Below are 22569 nucleotides of genomic sequence, written 5' to 3'. Positions count from 1 at the left end.
GAAAGAAAGCGGCTGACGCCCCTACGCCCGAACCCTTTGACACCTTTTCCCGACGGCAAAGCCTTGACCACCAGGAGTGGGTTTCCAGATGACCGAGACCACGACTCGCACCGCGCCGGACAGCGGCACCGAGGTGACGCTGCCGGTGAACACCGATCTGCTGCGGCTGGCCACCGCGGGCTCCGTCGACGACGGCAAGTCCACGCTGGTGGGTCGGCTGCTGCACGACACCAAGTCGGTGCTGGCCGACCAGCTCGACGCGGTGCACCGGGCCAGCGCGGACCGCGGCCTGGCCACCCCTGACCTGTCGCTGCTGGTCGACGGCCTGCGCGCGGAGCGCGAGCAGGGCATCACCATCGACGTGGCCTACCGCTACTTCGCCACGCCGAAGCGCACCTTCGTGCTGGCCGACACGCCCGGTCACGTGCAGTACACCCGCAACACCGTGACCGGTGCCTCGACCGCCCAGCTGGCGGTGCTGCTGGTCGACGCCCGCAACGGCGTCGTCGAGCAGACCCGGCGGCACGCGGCGGTGCTGGCGCTGCTGGGCGTTCCGCAGCTGGTGCTGGCCGTGAACAAGATCGACATGGTGGACTTCGACGAGGCGACCTTCACCCGCATCGCCGAGGAGTTCGCCACCCACGCCAGGGCTCTCGGCTACGCCGACGACGCCGTGGTGACCATTCCGGTGTCGGCGCTGCTCGGCGACAACGTGGTGGAGCGCTCGGAGAACACGCCCTGGTACTCCGGCCCGCCGCTGCTGGAGCACCTGGAGAGCGTGCCGGTCGCGCCGGACCCGCACGACGTGCCGTTCCGGATGCCGGTGCAGTACGTGATCCGGCCGCGCACCGCCGAGCACCCGGACTACCGCGGCTACGCGGGCCAGGTCGGCGCGGGTGTGGTGCGGGCCGGGGACGACGTCGTCGTGCTGCCCGCCGGAGTGCGCACCAAGGTGTCCAAGGTGGACACCGCCGACGGCGAGCGCGCGGAGGCCGCGGCGGGTCACTCGGTGACGCTGCTGCTGGAGGACGACGTCGACATCTCGCGCGGCGACCTGATCGCCGCGGCGGACACCGCTCCCCGGCTGACCGACGAGCTCGACGCCACCGTGTGCTGGCTGGCGGAGAAGACGCTGAACCCGGGCGCGAAGGTGCTCGTCAAGCACGGCGCCCGCACCGTGCAGGCGATGGTCACCGAGCTGTCGGCGCGCTTCGACGAGCAGCAGCTGACCAACGTCGCCGGCCCGGACTCGTTGCAGCTCAACGAGATCGGCCGGGTGCAGCTGCGCACCGCCGAGCCGCTGCCGGTCGACGACTACGCCGACAGCCGCCGCAACGGCTCCTTCCTGGTCATCGACCCGGCCGACGGCACCACCCTGGCCGCAGGCCTGATCGGTGTGCCGCTGGCCCCGTTCGCCGAAGCGTCGCGATGACCACCGCGCCGCTGGTCGCCGTCGCGCACGGCAGCCGGGATCCGCGCTCAGCCGCGACGATCCACCGGCTGCTGGGCGTGGTGCGCGCGCTGCGGCCGGAGCTGGACGTGCGCGTGGCGTTCCTGGACCTGTCCCAGCCGCTGCTGGGCGACGTCCTGGACGCCGTGCGCGCCGACGGGCACCGGGAGGCCGTGGTGGTGCCGCTGCTGCTCGGCCACGCCTTCCACGCCCGCGTCGACGTGCCCGCCGCCGTCGCCGACGCGCAGCAGCGGCATCCGGACCTCCGGGTGCGCATCGGCGACGTGCTGGGGCCGGACCCGCGCCTGGACGCCGCCGCGTGGCGCCGGCTGCTGGCGGCCGGCGCCGATCCCGACGATCCGGAGCTCGGCGTTCTGCTGGCGGGCGCGGGTTCGTCGCACGCACCGGCCAACCGCCTGGTCGCCGACGTCGCGGCCCGCTGGCAGTCCCGCACCTCCTGGGCCGGGACGGTCGCGACCTTCGCTGCCGCGGCGGCCCCGGACGTCCCGGCGGCCATCGCGCTGCTGCGCGCTCGGGGTGCGCGGCGGTTCGCGGTCGGGTCCTGGTTCCTGGCCCCGGGACTGCTCCCGGACCGCATCGTGGAACTGGCCGAGGCCCACTCGGACGCTCCGCTGATCGCGGGTCCGATGGCCGATGATCCGGGCGTGGCCGATCTCGTCCTGCACCGCTACGATCTCGCCACCGTCGACGCGCCGCTGCCCGTCCTGGCGTGAGAGTGGGCGACGCGTCTCGCGCGCAACGGTTTGGCGAGAATTCGCCAAGTGGCTTCGCCCTCGCGCCCTCATCTGCATGATGTGATCTGTGCCGTTCACGCCAGGGTTGCGCGCGCAGGGGGTCGCTTCGCGATGACGTCGATCCCGCACCTGATCGCGCGGGTGCGCCCTGAGTTCGCGCGCAGCGAGCAGGACAAGTCCTGCCACTTCTTCCCGCTCCCGAACGGTGGCCCGCTGCCCGAGACCCTGCGCGCCTACTGCGGTTTCAGCATCGCCCACGGCCAGGCCGAAGCGCTGGACGGCCCAGCGGGGATGCCGTGCCTGGGCTGCTTGATGGCCGCGGCGCTGTCCGACTGAACGCCCGGCTCCGTCCGGGTGAACCATTGCCGTCCCGACCTACGTGTGATCCACCGGACCGCACCGCTGAGTTTCACTCAGAGTTGTTCTCTCAAAGACTACGATTCATCCCATGAGGCCATGAGAGAGTGCGTTACGGCGCTTGAACGGGGAACCGGCAGCTCACCGTGCATCGTTGACCCGTCAGGCCCACGCGATCGAGTGACCGTCGCTGTGGGGGCGATCAATGCAAGGCTGGACAGGGAGTCAGGGACAACAGGTCGAGATGAACACGCAGCAGCCGAGTCGACCGGTCATCACGCCGGCTATGCGGGAACAGGCCAAGAAGCAGCCCAACACCTGGCTGTACGTGGTCGACCCGATCTTCACCGACCCCAACGCCGAAGTGCCGCCGTGGGGTTTCATCGGCGGTTACCGCGTCGACGAACAAGGTGAGATCACCGACGACTTCTCCCCCAACCCGAACTACCGGCCCTCGCCCGTGGCGCTGCGGCTGCCCGCGCCGACCAACGACGTCGAGCGCGCGCTGCAGCTGACCACCACCGGGTACGCGCAGGGCCACTCCCTGCTCGCCGCGATGCTCGACTCCGAGCTGATCCTGTTCGCCCAGCCGCAGGGCAGCGGGCTGTTCACGATGGAGCACGAGTCGGGCCGCCGCCAGCTGCAGGTGTTCACCTCCGACGGCTTCCTGCCGCCGAACTGGACGACCTGGCAGCGCATGACCGGACGGCAGCTGGCGACCAACCAGCTCTCCGGCATCGACCTGCAGATCAACCCCACCAGTCCGGTCAAGGCCCGGATGCCCGGTGAGGACCTGGTCAAGATCGCCGCGTCGGTCCCGCCGAAGCCGGTGGGCGTTCCGATGTCGCCACCGGTGGGCACGCCGATGCCTCCGGTTCCCGCGGCCGGCCCGGTCTCGCCACCCGCCGGGACGCCGATGTCCCCGCCCGCGGGCGCACCCGTCTCGCCACCCGCCGGGATGCCGGTGTCCAACGCGGCTCCCGCGGTGCCGGTCGGTCCCGCGACTCCGATCGTTCCCCAGCAACCCGCGGCTCCGGCGGACCCGGCCGAGACCGAGTTCGGCCGCCGGTTCCTGGGCTCGATGCTGGCCGGGGCGATCGGCGACGCGCTGGGCGCGCCGGTGGAGTTCTACCCGATCGACCAGATCCGCAGCCGCTTCGGCGAGGACGGCGTCACCGAGTACGACCGCAGCGGCGAGCACCCGGGCGAGTTCACCGACGACACCCAGCTGACGCTGTTCACCCTGGAAGGGCTGATCCGCGCGCACAGCCTGGCCCGCAGCGGCGACTCCGCCGGTCCGCTTCCCGTCGTCCAGCTGGCCTACCAGCGCTGGCTGCACACCCAGGGCTACGCGTGGATGCGATCGGCCGGGCCGTTCGCGGCCAAGCACCCCAAGGCCAACGGCTGGCTGATCGAGCAGTCCGACCTGTTCGCCGTGCGCTCGCCGAACAGCGGTTCCATCAGCGCGCTCCGCGAGTTCGCCTCGGTGGGCGCGCCCGGCACGTTCGAGCGGCCGATCAACGACTCCGACGACTGCGGTGGCGTGGTCCGCGCGGCCCCGGTCGCGCTGTGGTCGGACGACCCGCGCTCGGTCTTCGAGCTCGCCGCCGCCACCGCCGCCCTGACCCACTCGCAGCCCAACGCCTACCTGCCCGCCGGCGTGCTGGCGGTGCTGGTGCACCGGCTGCTGCGCGAGGAATCGCTGTCCTCGGCGCTGAAGCAGGCCCGCGAGCTGCTGGCCGCCTACCGCGATCACGAGGACACCGACCGCGCGCTGCAGGCCGCCGAAGAGCTCGCCGAGAAGGGCAAACCCACTCCCGAGCAGCTCAAGGACGCCCTCGGCAGCGGCTGGGCCGGTCACGAGGCGCTGGCCATCGCGGTGTGCGCGGCGCTGTGCACCGACACCATCGCCGACGCGCTGATGCTCGCGATCAACCACTCCGGCGACAGCGACTCGACGGCCGCGATCTGCGGCAACATCGTCGGCGCCCGCAACGGCGGCGCCGCGCTGCCCGGGGTGTGGCTGCGCGACCTGCGGCAGCGCGAGGTCGTGGAATCGCTGGCCAAGGACGGACTCCTGGAGTTCCGTGGCACCCCGCCCGCCGGGGACGCGTGGGCCAAGCGCTACCCGGCCTCCGGCGACGTCTCCGACCTGGACTTCGCCTCGTCGCTGCCCCGCGCGGAAACCCCGGCGGAGACCGCGCCGGCGGAGACCGAGGAAGCGCCTGCGGAAACCGACGAGGCGGAGGACACGACCCCCGAGGTGCAGCCCGAACCGGAGGCGGCCGCCCCGCAGGTCGAATCCGTCGTCTCCCCACCGGAATCGGCCGCACCGCCACCGCCGTCGTCCCCGGAAGACCTGCGCACGCAGCGGATCCTCGGCATGGTGCTGGGCGCCGCCGCCGGTGACGCGCTCGGCTTCCCCATCGAGGCCGACTCGCTGGCGGAGATCCGCGCGAAGTACGGCGACTCCGGGCTCATCGACTACGTCGACGGACACCACCCGGCCGGGTCGATCAGCGACGAGACCCAGCTGACCGCGTTCACCGCCGAAGGACTCATCCGCGCCTCGACCGCGCGCCGCCGGCACGGCTCCGCCGACCCGGCGACCCACGTGCAGCAGGCCTACCAGCGCTGGCTGCACACCCAGGGCGTCGAGTGGGCCGAGGCCGGGGGCAGCGCGGAGGAACCGGACGGCTGGCTGGTCGGCCAGCGCGAGCTGTTCGACCGCCGCGTCCGGGGCATGACCACGATGCAGGCGCTGCGCGGCTTCGCGGGCGGCAACGAGCCGGGTTCGCTGGACGAGCCGCCGAACGACGCGGCCGACTGGGGCGCCGTGATGCGCGCTGCTCCGGCGGCCCTGTGGTCGGACGACCCGTCCGAGGCGTTCCGCACCGGAGCCCGCACCGCTGTGCTCACCCACGGCCACGCCAGCGCCTACCTGCCCGCCGGTTCGCTCGCCGTGCTGGTGCACCAGCTGCTGGCCGACCGCTCGCTGCCGCAGGCCGTGGACCGCACGCTGCTCGAACTGTCCGAATGGGACGGTCACGAGGAGACGATCACCGCGCTGCGCAAGGCCGTCGAGCTGGCCGCGACCGGCACGCCGACGCCGGAGCAGATCGAGGAGTCCTTCGGCACCGCGCACTCCGGCGCTCAGGTGCTGGCGATCGCGGTGTGCGCGGCGCTGACCCACCCGGAGTCGTTCCCGGAGGCGTTGGTGCTGGCCGCCAACCACTCCGGCGCCAGCGACTCCACCGCGGCGATCTGCGGCGGCATCATGGGCGCGGCGCACACCGCCTCCGCGATCCCGCAGCACTGGCAGGACAAGCTGGAACTGCGCGAGACCCTGGAGTTCCTGGCCGCCGACGCGGACCTGGAGTTCGGCCCCGAGCCGCCGTCCGGTCAGCTGTGGGCGGCGCGCTACCCGGTGCCCGAGGAGCACCCGGTCGAGGCGGAGCCCGAGGAAGCGGTCGAGGAGGTGGCCGCGGCCGAGGAGGAGCCCGAACCGGAGGCGACCGAGCCCGAAGCCACCACGCCCGAGCCCGACGATCCCGAACCTTCCGCGCCGGAGGAAGCGACCCCCGCGGCCGAGGAGGCTCCCGCGGACAAGGACGACTCCGACGACGGGTTGTCCGACGAGGAACTGCGGTTGCTGCTGGCGTGGCGCAAGTTCCGCGACAACGACGACGGCAACGGCAACGCCGACCTCACCCAGGGCCTGCACAAACTCCTGGTGGAGGCGTTCGGCGAGGAGCGCGCCGCTCAGCTCATCGGCGAGTCCGCCGCCGAGGAGGCCGAGGACGCGGAGGTCGCCGACGAGGTCGAAGCCGTCGAGGAGGAGCAGGTCCGGCCCAGCCGCCGCGACCGGCTCGCCGGCTGCGTGCTCGGCAGCGCGGCGGGCGACGCCCTCGGCGCGCCCTGGATGTTCAGCGACCTGCTCACCACGCTGCGCGAGAACCCGGACGGGGTGCGCGCGCCCGCCGAGCTGTTCGGCCGGTTCGGCGCCGCCACCGCCTACACGCAGCAGACCGCGTTCGTGCTGGCCGCGCTGAGCGGCGAGAACCCGGACCGGCCGTCGCTGGTGCGGGCCTCGCTGCGCGACTGGGTGCGCACCCAGGGCGGCCGGCCGACCCCGGACGGCGGCGGCAAGCTCAGCGACGTGGCATCCCTTCGCGCGCAGCGGTTCCCGGACGAGGCGACGCTGACCGCGGTGGCCCGCTGGGGCGACCGGGGTGAGAACCCGACGCCGGGCAACCCGCCGAACGACGCCCGCAACGCCGCCGCCACCGTGCGCGGTGCCGTGATCGGTTTCGAGGCCACCGACCCGGTCGAGGCGATGACGCTGGGCGTCGGCGTCGGCGTGCTCACCCACGGCCACCCGGACGGTTACCTGCCGGCGGCCGCGCTGGCGGGCCTGGTCTGCGGGCTGGACGGCGGCCGGACGCTGATCGAGGCCGTGCAGTCGGTGCTGGCCGAACTCGACCGGATGGAGGGCGCCGAGAACACCGCGCGCGGCCTGCGCACCGCGGTGGAGATCGCCACCAGCGGTCCCGTGTCGCCGACGGTGCTGGAGTCGCTGGGCCTGGGCTGGCACGCACCGGAAGCCCTGGCCATCGCGGTCGCCGCGGCGCTGTCGCACCCGAACTCGGTGCCCGACGCGGTCTCGCTCGCGGCCACGCACGCGGGCAACAGCGCGGCGACGGCGGCGATCTGCGGCGCCCTGATGGGCACCGCGCGCGGCGTCGAGGAGCTGCCCGAGGAGTGGGTCGACGGGCTGGAACTGCGGGAGGTCCTGGATCGGCTGCTGGCCGAGGTGGACGTCTCCGAAGTCGAGGCACCCGAGCCCCAGCCCGCCGCCAACAGCGCCGGGTAAGCCGCAGTGGACGAACGCGGGTTGGACGAGGACGAACGCGCGCTGCTGGCCGCATGTCGGCGGGACCCGGTGGAACGCCGCCTGCTGACGGTCTGGCGGCACTGGGAGAGCCACCCCGCGACCCGTCCGCTGTGGGCCGCTGAGCTGCAGCAGCGGATCGCGGCGGAGTCCGACGCGGCGGCCCCGGAGACCGGGCTGGCCGACCGCGCCGGTGTCCTGCCCGGTTCCTCGGCCCGCGTGCTGGGCATGCTGCTCGGCGGCGCGGTCGGCGAGTTCGCCGCGCTCGGTCGCGTCGGTCAGCGCACCGGTGCGCTGCTGTTCGTGCTGGAAGGGCTGATCCGCGAGCACACGCAGCTGCGCTCGACGGGCTCCGGCGAGCCGACCTCGGCGGCGCTGGCGGCGTTGCGCCGCTGGCTGCACACCCGGGGTGTGCCGTGGCGGGACTGCGGGGGCGGCTCACCCCGGCCGAGCGGTTTCCTGGTCACCGAGCGGGATCTGCACGATCCGGCGACCGATGAGCCGACGCTGCTGACCTCGGCGGCGAAGGTCGTCGCCGGGCATCCGCAGGGCACCCGGCAGCAGCCGATCAACAGCTCGGACACCGCCACCGCCGTCCCGTTCGGGGCCCTGGCCGCGCTGTGGTCTGGCGACCCGGGCGCGGTGTTCGCGCTCGGCGGCGACCTGGCCGCGCTCACCCACGGGCATCCGCACGGGCACAGCCCGGCCAGCGTGCTGGGCACGACGACGCTGTGGCTGCTGCGCGGGCATGACCTGGAAACCTCGCTGAGCCAGGGCATTTCCGGCTGGCAGTCGGGTCGCACCGCGCTGGGTGACGCCCTGCGGCTGGGCCTGCTCAGCCCGGCGGGCTTCCGGCCGGGACCGGCGCACCTGGGCGCGAACCGCAGCGGGCTCGGTGCGCTCGCGGTCGCCGCGCGGGTGGCGCTGGCCTGCGAGGACGACTTCGCCGCCGCCATCGCCTCGGCCGCCGAGCACGACGGGGACACCGCGAGCGCCGCGATGCTGTGCGGTCAGCTGCTCGGCGCGCTGCGCGGACCCACCGCGATCCCCGCGGAACTGCTGGAGCGGTTGCCGATCCTCGACGTGATCGAGCGCCTGGGCCGGGACGCGGCGACCGAGTTCGGCCCCGAGCCCGACGAATCCGCCGCGTGGGAGAACCGCTACCCCGCCGACGATTCCACCCCGACGGCCACCACCGCGACGTCGGACTACCGGACCGGGCTGACCGAGGTGCCGCGACTGGCCGCCTCGCGGGACCGGTTCCTCGGCGCGGTGCTGGGCTGCGCGGTCGGCGAAGCGTTGGGAATGCCGATCGCCTCCGACAGCTGGGACGAGATCCGCGCACGTCACGGTGCCGCCGGGCTCACCGAGTACGTGCCCGCCGGGCATCCGTCGGGTCGGCTCGGCAGCGACACCCAGCTGCTGCTGTTCTCGGTCGAGGGCGTGCTGCGGGCCAACGTCGCCCGCCGCGCGGGCGAGACCGACGACCCGATCCGGCACCTGCAGCATGCCTACCAGCGCTGGCTGCACACCCAGCACCTCAGCTGGCCGCGCGCGGCGGGCGATTTCCTCCGCGAGGCACCGGAACCGGACGGCTGGCTGGTCCGGCAGCGAGCGCTGTTCCAGACCCGCAACCCGGGGCGGACCATGATGCGCACGCTGATCGCCTTCGCCAAGGGCCAGCAGCCGATGGGCACCCCTGAGAAGCCGGCCAGCGACTCGGCGGGCAGCGGCGCGATCATGCGCGCGGTCCCGGCGGCCCTGTGGTCCGACGACCCGTCGGAGGTGTTCGCGCTGGGCATGCGCAGCGCCGCGCTCACCCACGGCCACCCCACCGCCCTGCTCAGCGCGGGCGCGCTCGGGTTCGTGGTGTCCAAGCTGCTGAACGGCGAGCCGCTCGCCGAGGCGGTCACCGCAGCACTGGCGGAACTGGCCCCGCACACCGGCCACGAGGAGGTCACCCGCCGCCTCACCGCCGCCAAGGACCTCGCCGGTGGTGCCCGCCTGACGCCGGAGGAGCTCGAACGCGAGCTCGGCACGGCGGGCACGGCCGCCGAAGCCCTCGCCATCGGCACCTACGCGGCGCTGGCGGCCGACGGCGACTTCGACACCGCCCTGCCGATCGCCGCCAACCACTCCGGCAACAGCTCCACCACCACCGCCGTCGCCGGCGCCCTCACCGCGGCCACCACCGGAGCCGCGAAGATCCCGCAGCGCTGGACCGCGGAGCTCGAGCTCCACGACGTCATCGACCGGATCAGCCGGGACGCCGCCCAGGAGTTCGGTCCTCGCCCGCCCGCCTGGGACACCCGCTACCCGCCCACCTGATCACCGCCGAGACCGGGCTGGGGCGTGGGTCTCCGGGTGTGGCGCTAGAGGTGCGCAGCTGGTTAACGTCTCGGGCATGGATGAGCTCGTGCACTTCGAGGTGGCCGACGGGGTCGGAACGATCACCCTGGACTCGCCGCACAACCGCAACGCCCTGTCCGCCCAGCTCCGCCGGGAGCTCAAGGGACACCTGGACGCCGCGACGAACGACGACGCGGTGCGCGTGATCGTCCTGGCCCACACCGGCAAGGTGTTCTGCGCCGGGATGGATCTCAAGGAGTCGCGCTCGGCGGATTCCGATCAGCAGGGCGTCAACGAGTTCCCCGCGCTGCTGGAGCAGATCTGGACCAGCCCGAAGCCGGTCGTGGCCAAGGTCGCCGGACCCGCCCGCGCGGGCGGCGTGGGACTCGTCGCGGCCTGCGACATCGCGGTCGCGGCCGAGAGCGCCACGTTCGCCTTCACCGAGGTCCGCATCGGCGTGGTCCCCGCGGTGATCTCGGTGACGGTTCTCCCCCGGCTCAACGCCCGCCAGGCGCACGAGCTGTTCCTCACCGGCGAGACCTTCGACGGCCGGCGCGCCGCGGACATCGGGCTGCTCAACTCCGCCGTCGCGGCCGAGGACCTCGACGCGGAGGTCAAGCGCTACACCGACATGCTGGCGCTCGGCGGACCCACCGCCCTGGCCGCGACCAAGAGCATGCTCACCAGCCAGCGGCCGGAGTCGATGAGCGACGACTTCGCCGAGATGCTGCAGCTGTCGGCCCGGCACTTCGCGGGCGAGGAGGGCCAGGAGGGCATCACGGCGTTCGCGGAGAAGCGCAAGCCCGGCTGGGTCCCGGAAGCGCTGAGGTGAACGGTGGTCAGTGGCGCCGCTGCGGCGCCACTGACCAACTGCAGCCGCTATTACGAGCGGCTGCTGATCAGGAGCGGGTCAGCACCGCGGTGAAGCGGCGCCCGCACATGGGGCGTTCCGCCGCGTCGCGCAGGACCGAGTTGATGCCGTTGAACGCCTTGGGATCGTGGTCGGCGAGGTCCTGGAACCCGGACCAGATCAGGACGTGCTCGCCTTCCGGAAGCCAGGACAGATCCGTCAGGCAGTCGTAGAGGGAGTCCAGGTTCCGCCCGGCCCACTCGGGGAAGTCCAGGACGGCGGCGATGCCGTCGAGAGTGGTCCGCTTGCTGGTCAGATCGACGCCGTCGAGGACGTGGGCGGTCGCGCCTCGTTCCTCGGCTGAGACGACGGCTTCGCGAGCCGTGATGCCGGCGCCCGGCTGATCACTCACCGGCTGCTCCTTCCGCAACCTGCTGGCCAGTTTCGCTCCGAACATGGCACTCAACCCGCCGTATCCACAACCACGAACGACTCGTAGTGATCACCGGTGTAGTACACCTCGTCCTGACCACCCGTGACCAGTCGGCGCGCGCCGCGATCCTTCGAGCCCGGGGTCGGCACGGTGTACTCGTGGTAGTAGCCGGACTTCTGCTCGGGCAGCTCGCCTTCGCGGTTGCCGAACACCGAGCCGTCCTTGCCCGGGTACGGGAACGGCCCGCCCTTGACGATGAGCCGGTAGGTCTTGCCCGCCTCGGGCGGCAGCTCCGAGAGCTGCTGGACCTGCAGTCCGGACTGGCCGGCACCGGGCACCTCGGTGCTCGGTGAGTCGGCGACGACGTCCTTGCCGAACCACCCCAGCACGACCAGGGCGACCAGCCCGACCAACGCCGACGAAATGCGCTTGCGCGAGCTCACGCCGTCTTTCCCCTCCGCCCGGTCTCACCGTCGCGGCCGACCGGCGGTTCGGCGCCGCGCACGCGGGTGAACTTGGCACCGAGCCCGTCCACCGCGCGGTCGACGACTCGCGCCACCCCCCAGCACAACGGCACCAGGACTGCAAGGACCAGGGCGACCTGCAGCGGATAGACGAGCTGCACCAACCACAGCTCGACGCCGTCGTACCACTCGACCAGCAACTCCAACACAACGCGCAGCGTACGCGCGCCACCACGACGCTGCGCGCGCCCCCGGACCACCGCGACCGGCCGTTCGGCCGCGCCGGGTGGGGTGAGAGGCGCACCACTGCGGCGCGTGGTGCCGGTGTGGCACCTCCCGCCGCGCTCAGGAGCCGGAGTGCTCGCGGATGGACTTGATGATGGCGCCGAAGTCCTGGCCGCCTCCGCCTTCTTCGTTGAAGCGGCGGTAGAGGTCCGTGGCGAGGCGGCCGAGGGACGCGTCGGTGCCCGACTGCTCCGCGGCGGAGAGCGCGAGGTTGAGGTCCTTGAGCATCAGGGCCGCCGCGAAGCCGGGCTCGTAGTCGTGGTTCGCGCGGCTGGTCTCCACCAGGTCGGGAACCGGGCAGTTGGTGGTCAGCGCCCAGCACTGGCCGGTGGAGACCGCGGCGACGTCGTAGAGCGCCTCGTGCGAGAGGCCGAGGCGCTCACCGAGCACGAACGCCTCGCTGACCGCGATCATCGAAGCGCCCAGGATGAGGTTGTTGCACATCTTGGTGACCTGGCCGTTGCCGGGACCGCCGCAGTGGATCACCTTGCGCGCCATCGGCTCCAAGACGCTCTCGGCGCGCTGGAAGTCGGCCTCGGAGCCGCCGACCATGAACGTCAGCGTCCCCGCCTCGGCACCGGCCGTGCCGCCGGAGACGGGCGCGTCGATGCTGCCGAAACCGGCTTCCTGCGCGCGCTGGTGCGCGGCGCGGGCGTCAGCGACGTCCACGGTGGAGGAATCGACGAGCAGCGAGCCGGAGGCCGCGTGGGGCAGCACCTCGTCGTAGGCGTCCAGCAGGTGCTTGCCGCTGGGCAGCATGGTGATCACCGCGTCGGCCCCGCGGACCGCGTCCGCGATCGAGGACACCGTGGTCACGCCGTTGTCCGCGGCGGCGGACAGGGCGGCCGGGACGAGGTCGTAGCCCTGCACGGTGTGGCCGGCCTTGACGAGGTTCGCCGACATCGGACCGCCCATGTGACCGAGTCCGATGAAACCGATGACAGCCATTGTCACTACCTTTCTGCTCGAACGTCCGCCAAGACCGGCGAATCCGCGCTCAGCCGAACAGCTTCGGCTCGTCGGAGGCCGGTTCGAAGAACTTCTGCACCCGGGACTCGTCCACTTCGGACAGCGTCGTGGGCGACCACTGCGGGTTGCGGTCCTTGTCGACCAGCGCGGCGCGCACGCCCTCGACGAAGTCGCCGATCCGCACGCACGCCATGGCCAGCCGGTATTCCAGGGTCAGCGCCTGCTCCAGCGACTCGTAGCCGCTGCGCATGGCGCGCAGGGTGACCTTGAGCGCCGTGGGCGATTTGGTCTCGATGGTGGTCGCGGCGTCCTGCGCGGCCTGCTCGGGACGTTCCCGCAGGCGGGCCAGGACGGACTCGACGTCGGAGGCGGCGTAGGCCGCGTCGATCCACTCGCGGTGCTCGGCCAGGGCCGGCTCGGGCACCGGCGCGGCGAAGGCCGCCAGCACCTCGTCCACGTCACCGCTGCTCAGGGCCTCGACGAGCTTCGGGAGCCGGGCGCTGTCGACGTAGTGGTCGGCCAGGTCGCAGTACAGCGCGTCCGCGCCGCCGACCGCGCCGCCGGTCAGCGCGAGGTGCGTGCCGAGCTCACCGGGGGTGCGCGACATCAGGTAGGTGCCGCCGACGTCGGGGATGAAGCCGATGCCGGTCTCGGGCATCCCGACCTTGGAGCGCTCGGTGACCACCCGGTGCGATCCGTGCGCGGTGATGCCGACGCCACCGCCCATGCAGATGCCGTCCATGATCCCCACGACCGGCTTGGGGTAGTTGGCCAGCGCGGAGTTGAGCCGGTACTCCTCGGTCCAGAACGCGGCGGGCAGCGACTCGTCACCGGCCTTGGCCGCGTCGTGCAGGGCGCGCACGTCGCCACCGGCGCACAGACCGCGCTCACCAGCGCCGTCGATCAGGATCGCCCTGATGTGCTCGGCGTCGCGCCACCGCTCGACCGCCTCGGTCATCTCCCGGACCATGCCGAGGGTCAGCGAGTTGAGGGCTTTCGGGCGGTTGAGCGTGATCCGCCCGAGCGAGCCGTTCTCGCTGACCAGGATCTCGGACTCCGTCATGGTGCGAAACTCCATCGTTGTGCGAGGTGCTGCCCCCGAGGCCGCGGTCAGGCCGCCAGCAGACCACGGGAGATGATCAGCCGCATGATTTCGTTGGTGCCTTCCAGGATCTGATGCACCCGCAGGTCGCGGACGATCTTCTCCAGGCCGTACTCGGCAAGGTATCCGTATCCACCGTGGATCTGAAGTGCCTCGTTGGCCACGGTGAACCCGACGTCGGTGGCCAGCCGCTTGGCCATCGCGCACAACCGGGTGGCCGCCGGGTCCTTGGTGTCCAGCGCCCACGCGGCCCGCCACAGCAGCAGGCGCGCGGCCTCCAGCTCGGTGGCCATGTCGGCGAGCTTGAACTGCAGCGCCTCGAACTCGCTGAGCTTGGAGCCGAACGCGCTGCGCTCCCGCACGTAGGCCAGCGACTTGTCCAGCGCGGCCTGCGCTCCCCCGAGCGAGCAGGCGCCGACGCTGAGCCGGCCGCCGTCGAGCCCGGCCATGGCGATGCGGAACCCGATCCCCTCGCCGCCGAGCCGCTGATCAGCGGAGACGCGGACGCCGTCGAAGATGACCTGGCGCGTGGGCTGGGCGTTCCAGCCCATCTTCTTCTCGTTGGCCCCGAAGGACAGCCCTTCGGCCCCGGCCTCCACGACGAAGGTGGAGATGCCCTTGTGCCCGGGTTCGCCGGTGCGGGCCATCACCACGTAGACGTCGGAGCTGCCGCCGCCGGAGATGAACTGCTTGACCCCGGTGAGCAGGTAGTCGTCGCCGTCGCGGACCGCGCGGGTCTGCAGCGCGGCGGCGTCGGATCCCGCGCCGGGTTCGGTCAGGCAGTAGCTCGCGAGGCGTTCCATCGAGCACAGCCCCGGCAGCCAGCGCGCCCGCTGGGCGTCGGTGCCGAAGCGGTCGATCATGCCCGCGCACATGTTGTGGATGGAGATGTAGGCGGCGATCGACGGATCTCCGCTGGCCAGCGCCTCGAAGATCAGAACCGAGTCGAACCTGCTCAGGCCGCTGCCACCGAAGGCCTCATCGACGTAGACGCCGCCGATGCCGAGTTCCCCCGCTGCGCGCAGCGTCTCGACCGGGAAGTGCTTGTCCTGGTCCCACTCCACGGCGTGCGGGGCGAGCTGGTCTTGGGCGAATTCCAGCGCGGCGTCTCGAATGGCGCGCTGGTCGTCGGCGAGCTCGAAGGGCGAGCTCGCCACTGCTGCGACGGACACGTCGACTCCCTCCTCGCGTTCGGGCGGGGACCGGGATCGCCGGTCCCCGCCCGCGCGATCAGTGCATCGTCGGGATGGTGAAGCTGGCGCCTTCCTTGAGTCCGGAGGGCCAGCGCGAGGTGACCGTCTTGGTCTTGGTGTAGAAGCGGATCGCGTCGGGGCCGTGCTGGTTGAGGTCGCCGAATCCGGACCGCTTCCAGCCGCCGAAGGTGTGGTAGGCGATCGGCACCGGGATCGGCACGTTCACGCCGACCATGCCGGTGTTGACCCGGTTGACGAACTCGCGCGCGGCGTCGCCGTCGCGGGTGAAGATCGCGACGCCGTTGCCGTACTCGTTCTCGTTGGGCAGCCGCAGCGCTTCCTCGTAGTCGGCGGCCCGCACGATCGACAGCACCGGGCCGAAGATCTCCTCGCGGTAGATGCGCATCTCCGGCGTGACGTGGTCGAACAGCGAGGCGCCCATGAAGAAGCCGTCCTCGTTGCCCGCCAGCGAGAGGTCGCGCCCGTCGACCACGAGCTGCGCGCCTTCGCCGACGCCGACGCCGACGAGGTCGTGCACCTTCTGCCACGCCTGCTTGGTCACCAGCGGACCGAAGTCGGCGTCGGCGTCGAAGCTGGTGCCGACCTTGAGGCCCTGGATCTTCTCGACGAGCTTGTCGACCAGCGCGTTCGCGGTGGCCTCGCCGACCGGCACGGCCACCGAGATCGCCATGCAGCGCTCCCCCGCCGAGCCGTAACCGGCGCCGATGAGCGCGTCGGCGACCTGGTCGAGGTCCGCGTCCGGCATGACGATCAGGTGGTTCTTGGCGCCGCCGAAGCACTGGGCGCGCTTGCCGTGGGCCGCGGCGGTGGAATAGATGTACTCGGCGATGTCGGAGGACCCGACGAAGCCGATGGCCTCGATGCGCGGTTCGGTCAGCAGCGCGTCGACGGCGGTCTTGTCGCCGTTGACGACGTTGAAGATCCCCGGCGGCCCCCCGGCCTCGACGAACAGCTCGGCCAGGCGCACCGGCACCGAGGGGTCGCGCTCGGAGGGCTTGAGCACGAAGGCGTTGCCGCAGGCGATCGCCGGTGCCGCCTTCCACAGCGGGATCATCGCCGGGAAGTTGAACGGCGTGATGCCGGCGACCACGCCCAGCGGCTGGCGCAGCGAGTAGACGTCGATGCCGGTGCCGACGCTGTCGCTGTACTCGCCCTTGAGCAGGTGCGGGACGCCGATCGCGAACTCCACGACCTCCAGGCCGCGCTGGATGTCGCCCTTGGCGTCGGCGACGGTCTTGCCGTGCTCGGAGGCCAGCACGCGGGCCAGGTCCTCCATCTCGTCGTTGATCAGCTGCACGAACCGCATGAGCACGCGGGCCCGCTTCTGCGGGTTCGTCGCGGCCCACGCCGGCTGCGCCGCAGCCGCGTTGTCGACAGCCGCCGTGACCTCGTCGGTCGAGGCCAGCGGCACCCTGGCTTGCACCTGGCCCGTGTTGGGGTCGAACACGTCACCGAAGGAACCGGACGTCCCCGGCACCCGCTTTCCACCGATGAAGTGCTCCAGCTCGCGTGTCATCTCGCACCGCACCTCCGCCGAACCGGCCATCGAAATACTAGGAAGGCAAACTGTTTGTAGCCCAATCTTTCCCACAAGGAACGCGCGCACAACAGGGTGTGCCGCATCACAGTATCGATTCTGCGCACTTCACGCCGTTTTATCCACCGGCGGAGGAGGAGGGATCGGGCGCGAAGAACCGGGGCCGGGAGGCGTGCGGAACGGGAGGGCCGGGGCCGGTCAGACCTCTCCGAAGAGATGGGTCCCCGGCGTCTCGACGTCGTCGCCGACCCAGAACTCCACCCAGTGGGTCACGAACTCCGACTTCCTGAGCTCACCGTCACCGTTGAGGTCGAGCCGGGCGAACGCGTCGTCGCCGGGCACGTCCCGGCCCGTCCACGCCTGGATCATGCGGGCGTACTCGGACGCGGTCACCCGGCCGTCGCCGTCCTCGTCCACCGCCTCGAACATCGACTCGGCGGTCGCCGTCACCAGGTCGAGCATCGCGCTCAGGTTCTCGACCGCGGCCAGCATCTCCTCCTGCGTGACCCGCTGGTCGCAGTCGCCGTCAGCGGTCGCGCTCAGCGCGTCCCACCAGCGCATCATGATCTCGCGCAGCCGATCCGCCCCGTCCTCACCGCGGATGCGCGTCCACCGGTCGGTCAGCGCCTCGAAGTCCGCGCGCTCCAAGAACCCGTCGTCGTTGACGTCCATCGCGGTGAACACGACGGAGGCCTTCTTCCGCTGCAAGTCGCTCGCCATGACACCAACCTGGCAGGGGCTCGGCGACGGCGACAACAGCCCGGTCGGGCGTTCCGCCGGGCGTGCGAGTGATCACCCTCGACGCAGTTGGTGACGCACCGTGTCGGTCCGGATCAGGCGGTGGCGCTGGAGGATTCGATCCTGGCGGCGGCGGTGGCTCGCCACTTCTCCGGGAGGTCCGGCAGGCAGCCCGCGACGTGGCCGGCGAGGTCAGCGCGCCCCTGCATGGTCAGCGCGAACAGCTCCGCGACCTGGACGCCGTGATCGGGCCGGGACAGCACGCGCACCTCGTCGCCCGCGCTGATCTCGCCCGGCTGCTCGACGGCCAGGTAGACGCCGGTGCGCCCGTGCTGGGTGAACTTCTTGACCAGGCCGGGGACGTCCCAGAACCCGGCGAAGACGCGGCAGGGCTGGCGCGGTCCAGTCACCCGCAGCACGGCACCGCCGATCGCCCAGCGCTCGCCGATCAGCGCCGAGGTGCTGTTCACGCCGGTCAGCGTCAGGTTCTCGCCCGCGTTGCCGGGCACCAGGTCCTTGCCGAGCTCGACGGACCAGTGCGCCAGCTCCTCGCCGTCGAAGGCGTAGGCGGCCTGGTACCAGGCGCCGTGGTGCTCGGTGTCGCACACCGCATCGCCCTGGACACCGGTTTCGGTGAACAGCACCGGTGCGTCGGCGGGGCGCTTGTCGATGCCGCTCTTGCCGAGGCGCCCGGCCCACTCCCCGGACCGCACGACTGCCAGGTTCACCGACGACACGACGCTCATGGCGATCAACCTACGCGACCTCTCCGAGCTGCCCCAACGGGTTTGACGACCGCGAAGGTCACAGTCGTCCGGTGACCGCCTGCAGCGCTTCGCTCGCCTCGCGGCGCAGCAACCCGACCAGGTCGGCGGCCGGCATCGGACGGGCGTGGGCGTAGCTCTGGCCCGCCCACATCGAGATCGCCTCGGCGTCGCCCGCCTTGCCCGCGGCGCCGCGCATCGGCTTGGTCAGGTTGTTCACCTGCGGATACGCCGCCGGGGCGTCCGGGTTGTCGAGCATGAAGCGGTTGACCAGGCCGCGCGCGGGTCGGCCGCTGAACGCACGCGTGATGTCGGTCTGCCGCTGTCCTTCGGCCATCTGGGCCCGTTGCGCCTGCGCGGTACCCGCCTCGTCGCAGACCAGGAACGCGGTCCCCAGTTGCGCGGCGGCAGCTCCGGCGGTCAGCACGGCCGCGACGTCCGCGCCGTGCACCAGTCCGCCGGCGGCGATGACCGGCAGGTCCACCGCCGCGCGCACCGAGCGGATCGCCGGCAGCAGCCCGAGCAGCGGGCCACCACCGGGCATCTCGGGGTCGTCGTGGAACACGCCTCGGTGCCCGCCGGCCTCCGTGCCCTGCACGCACACCGCGTCGGCGCCCACGCGGGCCGCCTGCCGGGCCTCGTCGGCGGTGGTCACGGTGACCACGACCTCTGATCCCACCGCGTGCAGCTGCTCCACGGTGGACGCTTCGGGGAGCCCGAAGGTGAACGACACCACCGGGATCCGCTCGTCGACGAGCCGCTGCACCTTGGCCGGGTAGGAGTCGTCGTCCCAGTCGGCCGAGCCCGGTTCCGCCCCGTACCTCCCGGCGACCTCGGCGATCCGCGACCGGTAGTCGTCGAGGTCGACGTCCCTGCGGTCGCTGGGCACGAAGAGGTTCACGCCGAAGGGCTCATCGGTGAGCGAGCGGACTCGCGCGATCTGCTCGACGAGCTTGTCCTCGGTCAGCATCGCGCCCGCCAGGAACCCCAGCGCCCCGGCTCCGCTCACCGCGGCGGCCAGCTCCGGCGTGCTGGGACCACCGGCCATCGGCGCGGCCACCAGCGGAATCCTCGACTCGACGATCATGTTGAAAACGCTACCTCCGAACCGTCCACCACAGCAGACCCGTTCAACGATCCCGAACGGCGTCCACGCCCCCGTCAGGCAAGCGACGTAGTCGCTTTCTCAGTACCCCACCCGAGCAACTCGCACCGCCGCGGGTTCTGAGCGGCTTCGTGGCGAGCACGCCGCGACGCCGTGTATTGGACATACATCAGGAGTGGCGCGCGGAGTCCACGAAGTCGCTCAGGTTCCGCCACCCGCACCGTTGAGCAAGCGGACCACTGGCCGAGCACAAAGAAAAAAGTGAGCGGGAACCCGACGCCATGGGTTCCCGCTCACTCGCACCATTGCGATTTTTCCGACACCCCGCCACAGGGCCGCTGGTGCGTTCAGGGGGTGGCCGGCGCAGCAGGCGCGCCGGCCACCATCAACCACACGATCAGTGGAACTGCGCGGTCTCGGTCGAACCGGCCAGCGCGGTGGTCGACGATTCCGGGTTGATTGCAGTGCTGATCGTGTCGAAGTAACCGGTACCGGCCTCGCGCTGGTGGCGAGTCGCGGTGTAACCGCGGTCTTCCGAGCCGAACTCCTTCTCCTGCAGCTCGACGTAGGCGGTCATGCCGTCGCTGGCGTAGCCCTTGGCCAGGTCGAACATGCTGTAGTTCAGGGCGTGGAAGCCCGCCAGGGTGATGAACTGGAACTTGAAGCCCATGTGGCCGAGCTCGCGCTGGAACTTGGCGATGGTGGCGTCGTCCAGGTTCTTCTTCCAGTTGAACGACGGCGAGCAGTTGTAGGCCAGCATCTGGTCCGGGTACTCGGACTTGACGGCCTCGGCGAACTTGCGGGCCATCTCCAGGTCCGGCGTGCCGGTCTCCATCCAGATCAGGTCCGAGTACGGCGCGTACGCCTTGGCGCGGGCGATGCAGGGCTCGATGCCGTTGTTGACCTTGTAGAAGCCCTCGGCGGTGCGCTCACCGGTGAGGAACGGCTTGTCGCGGTCGTCGATGTCGCTGGTCAGCAGCGTCGCGGCCTCGGCGTCGGTACGCGCGATGACCAGGGACGGCACACCGGCGACGTCGGCGGCCAGACGGGCGGCGTTGAGCGTCTTGACGTGCTGGCTGGTGGGGATGAGCACCTTGCCGCCCAGGTGACCGCACTTCTTCTCGGAAGCGAGCTGGTCCTCCCAGTGCACGCCCGCGGCGCCGGCGCCGATCATGCCGCGCATCAGCTCGTAGGCGTTGAGGACGCCACCGAAGCCGGCCTCGGCGTCGGCGACGATCGGGGCGAGCCAGTGGGTGTCCTCACCCTCGATGGCGCCACCCTCCGGGTCGAGCGCCTCGGCCCAGTTGATCTGGTCGGCGCGCTTGAGGGCGTTGTTGATGCGGCGGACGACCTGCGGGACCGAGTTGGCCGGGTACAGCGACTGGTCCGGGTAGGTCTCGCCCGCCAGGTTGGCGTCGGCGGCGACCTGCCAGCCGGACAGGTAGATGGCCTTGAGGCCGGCACGGACCTGCTGGACCGCCTGGTTACCGGTCAGCGCGCCCAGCGAGTTGACGTAGTCGAGCTCGTGCAGCAGCTTCCACAGCCGCTCCGAGCCCTGGCGGGCCAGGGTGTGCTCTTCCTGCACCGAGCCGCGGAGGCGGACGACGGTCTCAGCCGAGTGCGTACGCTCGATGCCCTTCCAGCGCGGGTTGGTGTCCCATTCGCGCTGCAGCTCCTCAGCGGCCTTCTTCGCCTGCTCGCGGATGCTCATGATTTTTCCCCTTCCGGGATCGCTGGCGACCTGCTGGAATCAATATTGCGCGCTGCCAAGCGAAACCGCGCCAGATTTTCTTGGTAAATTTCAGAGTTTTTCTGTTAGCATCAACGCCATGACGGAGTTCGCCAGCGAAGAAGACCGTAGTTTTTCTACGGAACACGACCTTCTGGTCTTTGGTCAGCGGCTCAGGCACTTGCGCCGAGCCGCTGGATTGACTCTTGTTGAGCTCGGCGACCGCGTGGGGAGAGCGCCGTCACAGCTGTCGCTGCTGGAGAACGGCCACCGCGAGCCGAAGCTGTCGCTGCTGCGGTCGTTGGCCGACGCGCTGGGCACCTCCGTCGACGAACTGCTGTCGAAGAAGGCCCCGAACCGGCGCGCCGAGCTCGAGATCGCGGTGGAGAAGGCCCAGCTCGACCCGATCTACCAGCGGCTCTCGCTGCCGCCGCTGAAGGTCGGCAAGCGGCTGCCCACCGAGGCGCTCGAACACGTGCTCGCCCTCTACGAGGAGCTCAAGCGCCGCGAGACCCAGAAGGTCGCCACGCCGGAGGAGGCCCGCAAGGCCAACGCCCAGCTGCGCGGCATGATGCGCAAGCACAACAACTACTTCCCGGAGATCGAGAAGGCCGCCAGCGACCTGCTCAAGCGCTCCGGGTACCACGGTGGGCCGCTGTCGGAGGGCCTGATCCAGTCCATCGCCACGCACATGGGCTTCGGGCTGAAGTTCGTCACCGACCTGCCGCGTTCGGTGCGGTCGGTGACCGACATGAAGAACCGCCGGATCTTCCTGCGGCGGGAGTCGCTGGGCATGCACAGCCCGCGCACGATCCTGCTGCAGACGCTGGGCCACCTGACGCTGGGCCACAGCCAGCCCCGCGACTTCGCCGACTTCCTGCGGCAGCGCGTCGAGGCCAACTACTTCGCCGCCGCCGTGCTGGTGCCGGAGCAGGCCGCGGTGCCGTTCCTGCAGGACGCCAAGTCCGAGCGCGACCTGGCCGTGGAGGACCTGCGCGACGTGTTCTCGGTGTCCTACGAGATGGCGGCGCACCGGTTCACCAACCTCGCCACCCAGTACCTCGACCTGGTGTGCCACTTCGTCCGCAACGACGAGACCGGCATCATCCACAAGGCCTACGAGAACGACGGGCTGGTCTTCCCCACCGACCCGACGGGCGCGATCGAGGGCCAGCGGATGTGCCGGTACTGGTCGGGGCGCCAGGTCTTCTCCTCCCCGGACCGGTACTCGACGTACTACCAGTACACCGACAAGCCGGGAGCCACGCACTGGTGCGTCGCGCACGTCGACCCGAGCCGCGGCCGGGACTTCGCGATCACCCTCGGCGTGCCCTACGCCGAGTCGCGCTGGTTCCGCGGGCGCGACACCAACAACCACTCCAAGTCCGGCTGCCCGAACGGCGAGTGCTGCCAGCGCCCGCCGGCCGAGCTCGCCAGCCGCTGGGAGGGCATGGTGTGGCCGTCGGCGCGAGCCCACTCCCACGTCCTGGCGGCGCTGCCCGCCGACACCTTCCCGGGGGTCGACGAAGCCGACGTCTACGCCTTCGTGGAGGCCCACCAGAGCTGAGCGGTCCAGG

General features: G+C 71.4%; 19 protein-coding genes. 7 read left to right on the top strand and 12 right to left on the bottom strand.

Annotation, left to right across the window (positions count from 1 at the left end; translation table 11 throughout):
• Positions 1-88 precede the first annotated feature (88 nt).
• The 6 genes from E1202_RS03070 to E1202_RS03045 all read left to right on the top strand — a co-directional run bounded on the left by E1202_RS03070 (position 89) and on the right by E1202_RS03045 (position 10634).
• Positions 89-1432, top strand: coding sequence for a sulfate adenylyltransferase subunit 1 (locus tag E1202_RS03070; RefSeq protein WP_235877609.1), 1344 nt, complete (start codon positions 89-91; stop codon positions 1430-1432).
• Positions 1429-2184, top strand: a complete 756-nt coding sequence (locus E1202_RS03065; RefSeq protein ID WP_132680816.1) for a sirohydrochlorin chelatase — start codon at positions 1429-1431, stop codon at positions 2182-2184. The genes E1202_RS03070 and E1202_RS03065 overlap by 4 nt, the downstream gene beginning before the upstream one ends.
• Before the next feature lie 132 nt (positions 2185-2316).
• Complete coding sequence (locus tag E1202_RS03060; protein ID WP_132680814.1) at positions 2317-2541, top strand: hypothetical protein; 225 nt, start codon at positions 2317-2319, stop codon at positions 2539-2541.
• 265 nt (positions 2542-2806) lie between these two features.
• Positions 2807-7435: a type VII secretion system-associated protein gene (locus E1202_RS03055; protein ID WP_132680813.1), complete on the top strand. Its 4629-nt coding sequence runs from the start codon at positions 2807-2809 to the stop codon at positions 7433-7435.
• Between the two features lie 6 nt (positions 7436-7441).
• A complete protein-coding gene (locus E1202_RS03050; protein ID WP_132680811.1) occupies positions 7442-9781 on the top strand; it encodes an ADP-ribosylglycohydrolase family protein in 2340 nt (779 codons plus the stop codon).
• A 76-nt stretch (positions 9782-9857) separates the two neighbouring features.
• Positions 9858-10634 (top strand): enoyl-CoA hydratase family protein, encoded by a 777-nt coding sequence (locus tag E1202_RS03045; RefSeq protein ID WP_132680809.1) that lies wholly within the window; start codon positions 9858-9860, stop codon positions 10632-10634.
• Between the two features lie 67 nt (positions 10635-10701).
• Here E1202_RS03045 and E1202_RS03040 read toward each other — a convergent pair whose 3' ends face one another.
• The 12 genes from E1202_RS03040 to E1202_RS31225 form a co-directional block, all read right to left on the bottom strand.
• Complete coding sequence (locus tag E1202_RS03040; protein WP_408006073.1) at positions 10702-11064, bottom strand: barstar family protein; 363 nt, start codon at positions 11062-11064, stop codon at positions 10702-10704.
• 50 nt (positions 11065-11114) lie between these two features.
• Positions 11115-11528, bottom strand: a complete 414-nt coding sequence (locus tag E1202_RS03035) for a ribonuclease domain-containing protein (RefSeq protein WP_132680807.1) — start codon at positions 11526-11528, stop codon at positions 11115-11117.
• Positions 11525-11758, bottom strand: a complete 234-nt coding sequence (locus E1202_RS03030; protein WP_132679645.1) for a hypothetical protein — start codon at positions 11756-11758, stop codon at positions 11525-11527. The genes E1202_RS03035 and E1202_RS03030 overlap by 4 nt, the downstream gene beginning before the upstream one ends.
• Before the next feature lie 136 nt (positions 11759-11894).
• Entirely contained in the window at positions 11895-12782 is an 888-nt protein-coding gene (gene mmsB, locus E1202_RS03025) for a 3-hydroxyisobutyrate dehydrogenase (protein WP_132680805.1), read from the bottom strand.
• 49 nt (positions 12783-12831) lie between these two features.
• A complete protein-coding gene (locus tag E1202_RS03020; RefSeq protein WP_132680803.1) occupies positions 12832-13866 on the bottom strand; it encodes an enoyl-CoA hydratase/isomerase family protein in 1035 nt (344 codons plus the stop codon).
• Between the two features lie 47 nt (positions 13867-13913).
• Positions 13914-15077: an acyl-CoA dehydrogenase family protein gene (locus E1202_RS03015; protein WP_132680801.1), complete on the bottom strand. Its 1164-nt coding sequence runs from the start codon at positions 15075-15077 to the stop codon at positions 13914-13916.
• 58 nt (positions 15078-15135) lie between these two features.
• Positions 15136-16635, bottom strand: a complete 1500-nt coding sequence (locus E1202_RS03010; RefSeq protein ID WP_132680799.1) for a CoA-acylating methylmalonate-semialdehyde dehydrogenase — start codon at positions 16633-16635, stop codon at positions 15136-15138.
• A gap of 219 nt (positions 16636-16854) precedes the next feature.
• A complete protein-coding gene (locus tag E1202_RS03005) occupies positions 16855-17376 on the bottom strand; it encodes an EF-hand domain-containing protein (protein ID WP_132680797.1) in 522 nt (173 codons plus the stop codon).
• Positions 17377-17489: 113 nt separating this feature from the next.
• Positions 17490-18140, bottom strand: a complete 651-nt coding sequence (locus E1202_RS03000; RefSeq protein WP_132680796.1) for an MOSC domain-containing protein — start codon at positions 18138-18140, stop codon at positions 17490-17492.
• 58 nt (positions 18141-18198) lie between these two features.
• A complete protein-coding gene (locus E1202_RS02995) occupies positions 18199-19245 on the bottom strand; it encodes an NAD(P)H-dependent flavin oxidoreductase (protein WP_132680794.1) in 1047 nt (348 codons plus the stop codon).
• Positions 19246-19660: 415 nt separating this feature from the next.
• Entirely contained in the window at positions 19661-20974 is a 1314-nt protein-coding gene (aceA, locus tag E1202_RS02990) for an isocitrate lyase (protein ID WP_132680792.1), read from the bottom strand.
• On the bottom strand, positions 20940-21173 hold the full coding sequence (locus tag E1202_RS31225; protein WP_165943716.1) for a CreA family protein: 234 nt from the start codon (positions 21171-21173) through the stop codon (positions 20940-20942). The genes aceA and E1202_RS31225 overlap by 35 nt, the downstream gene beginning before the upstream one ends.
• On the opposite strand from E1202_RS31225, the gene E1202_RS02985 reads away from it, so the two are divergent.
• A complete protein-coding gene (locus E1202_RS02985; protein WP_132680790.1) occupies positions 21093-22559 on the top strand; it encodes a helix-turn-helix transcriptional regulator in 1467 nt (488 codons plus the stop codon). The genes E1202_RS31225 and E1202_RS02985 overlap by 81 nt on opposite strands.
• Positions 22560-22569 lie beyond the last annotated feature (10 nt).

The sequence above is a fragment of the Saccharopolyspora karakumensis genome (genome assembly GCF_004349225.1).
GTDB classification, from domain to species: domain Bacteria; phylum Actinomycetota; class Actinomycetes; order Mycobacteriales; family Pseudonocardiaceae; genus Saccharopolyspora; species Saccharopolyspora endophytica.
The sequence above is the reverse complement of the archived record's forward strand: the minus strand, read 5'-3'. Positions and strand labels throughout refer to the sequence as shown.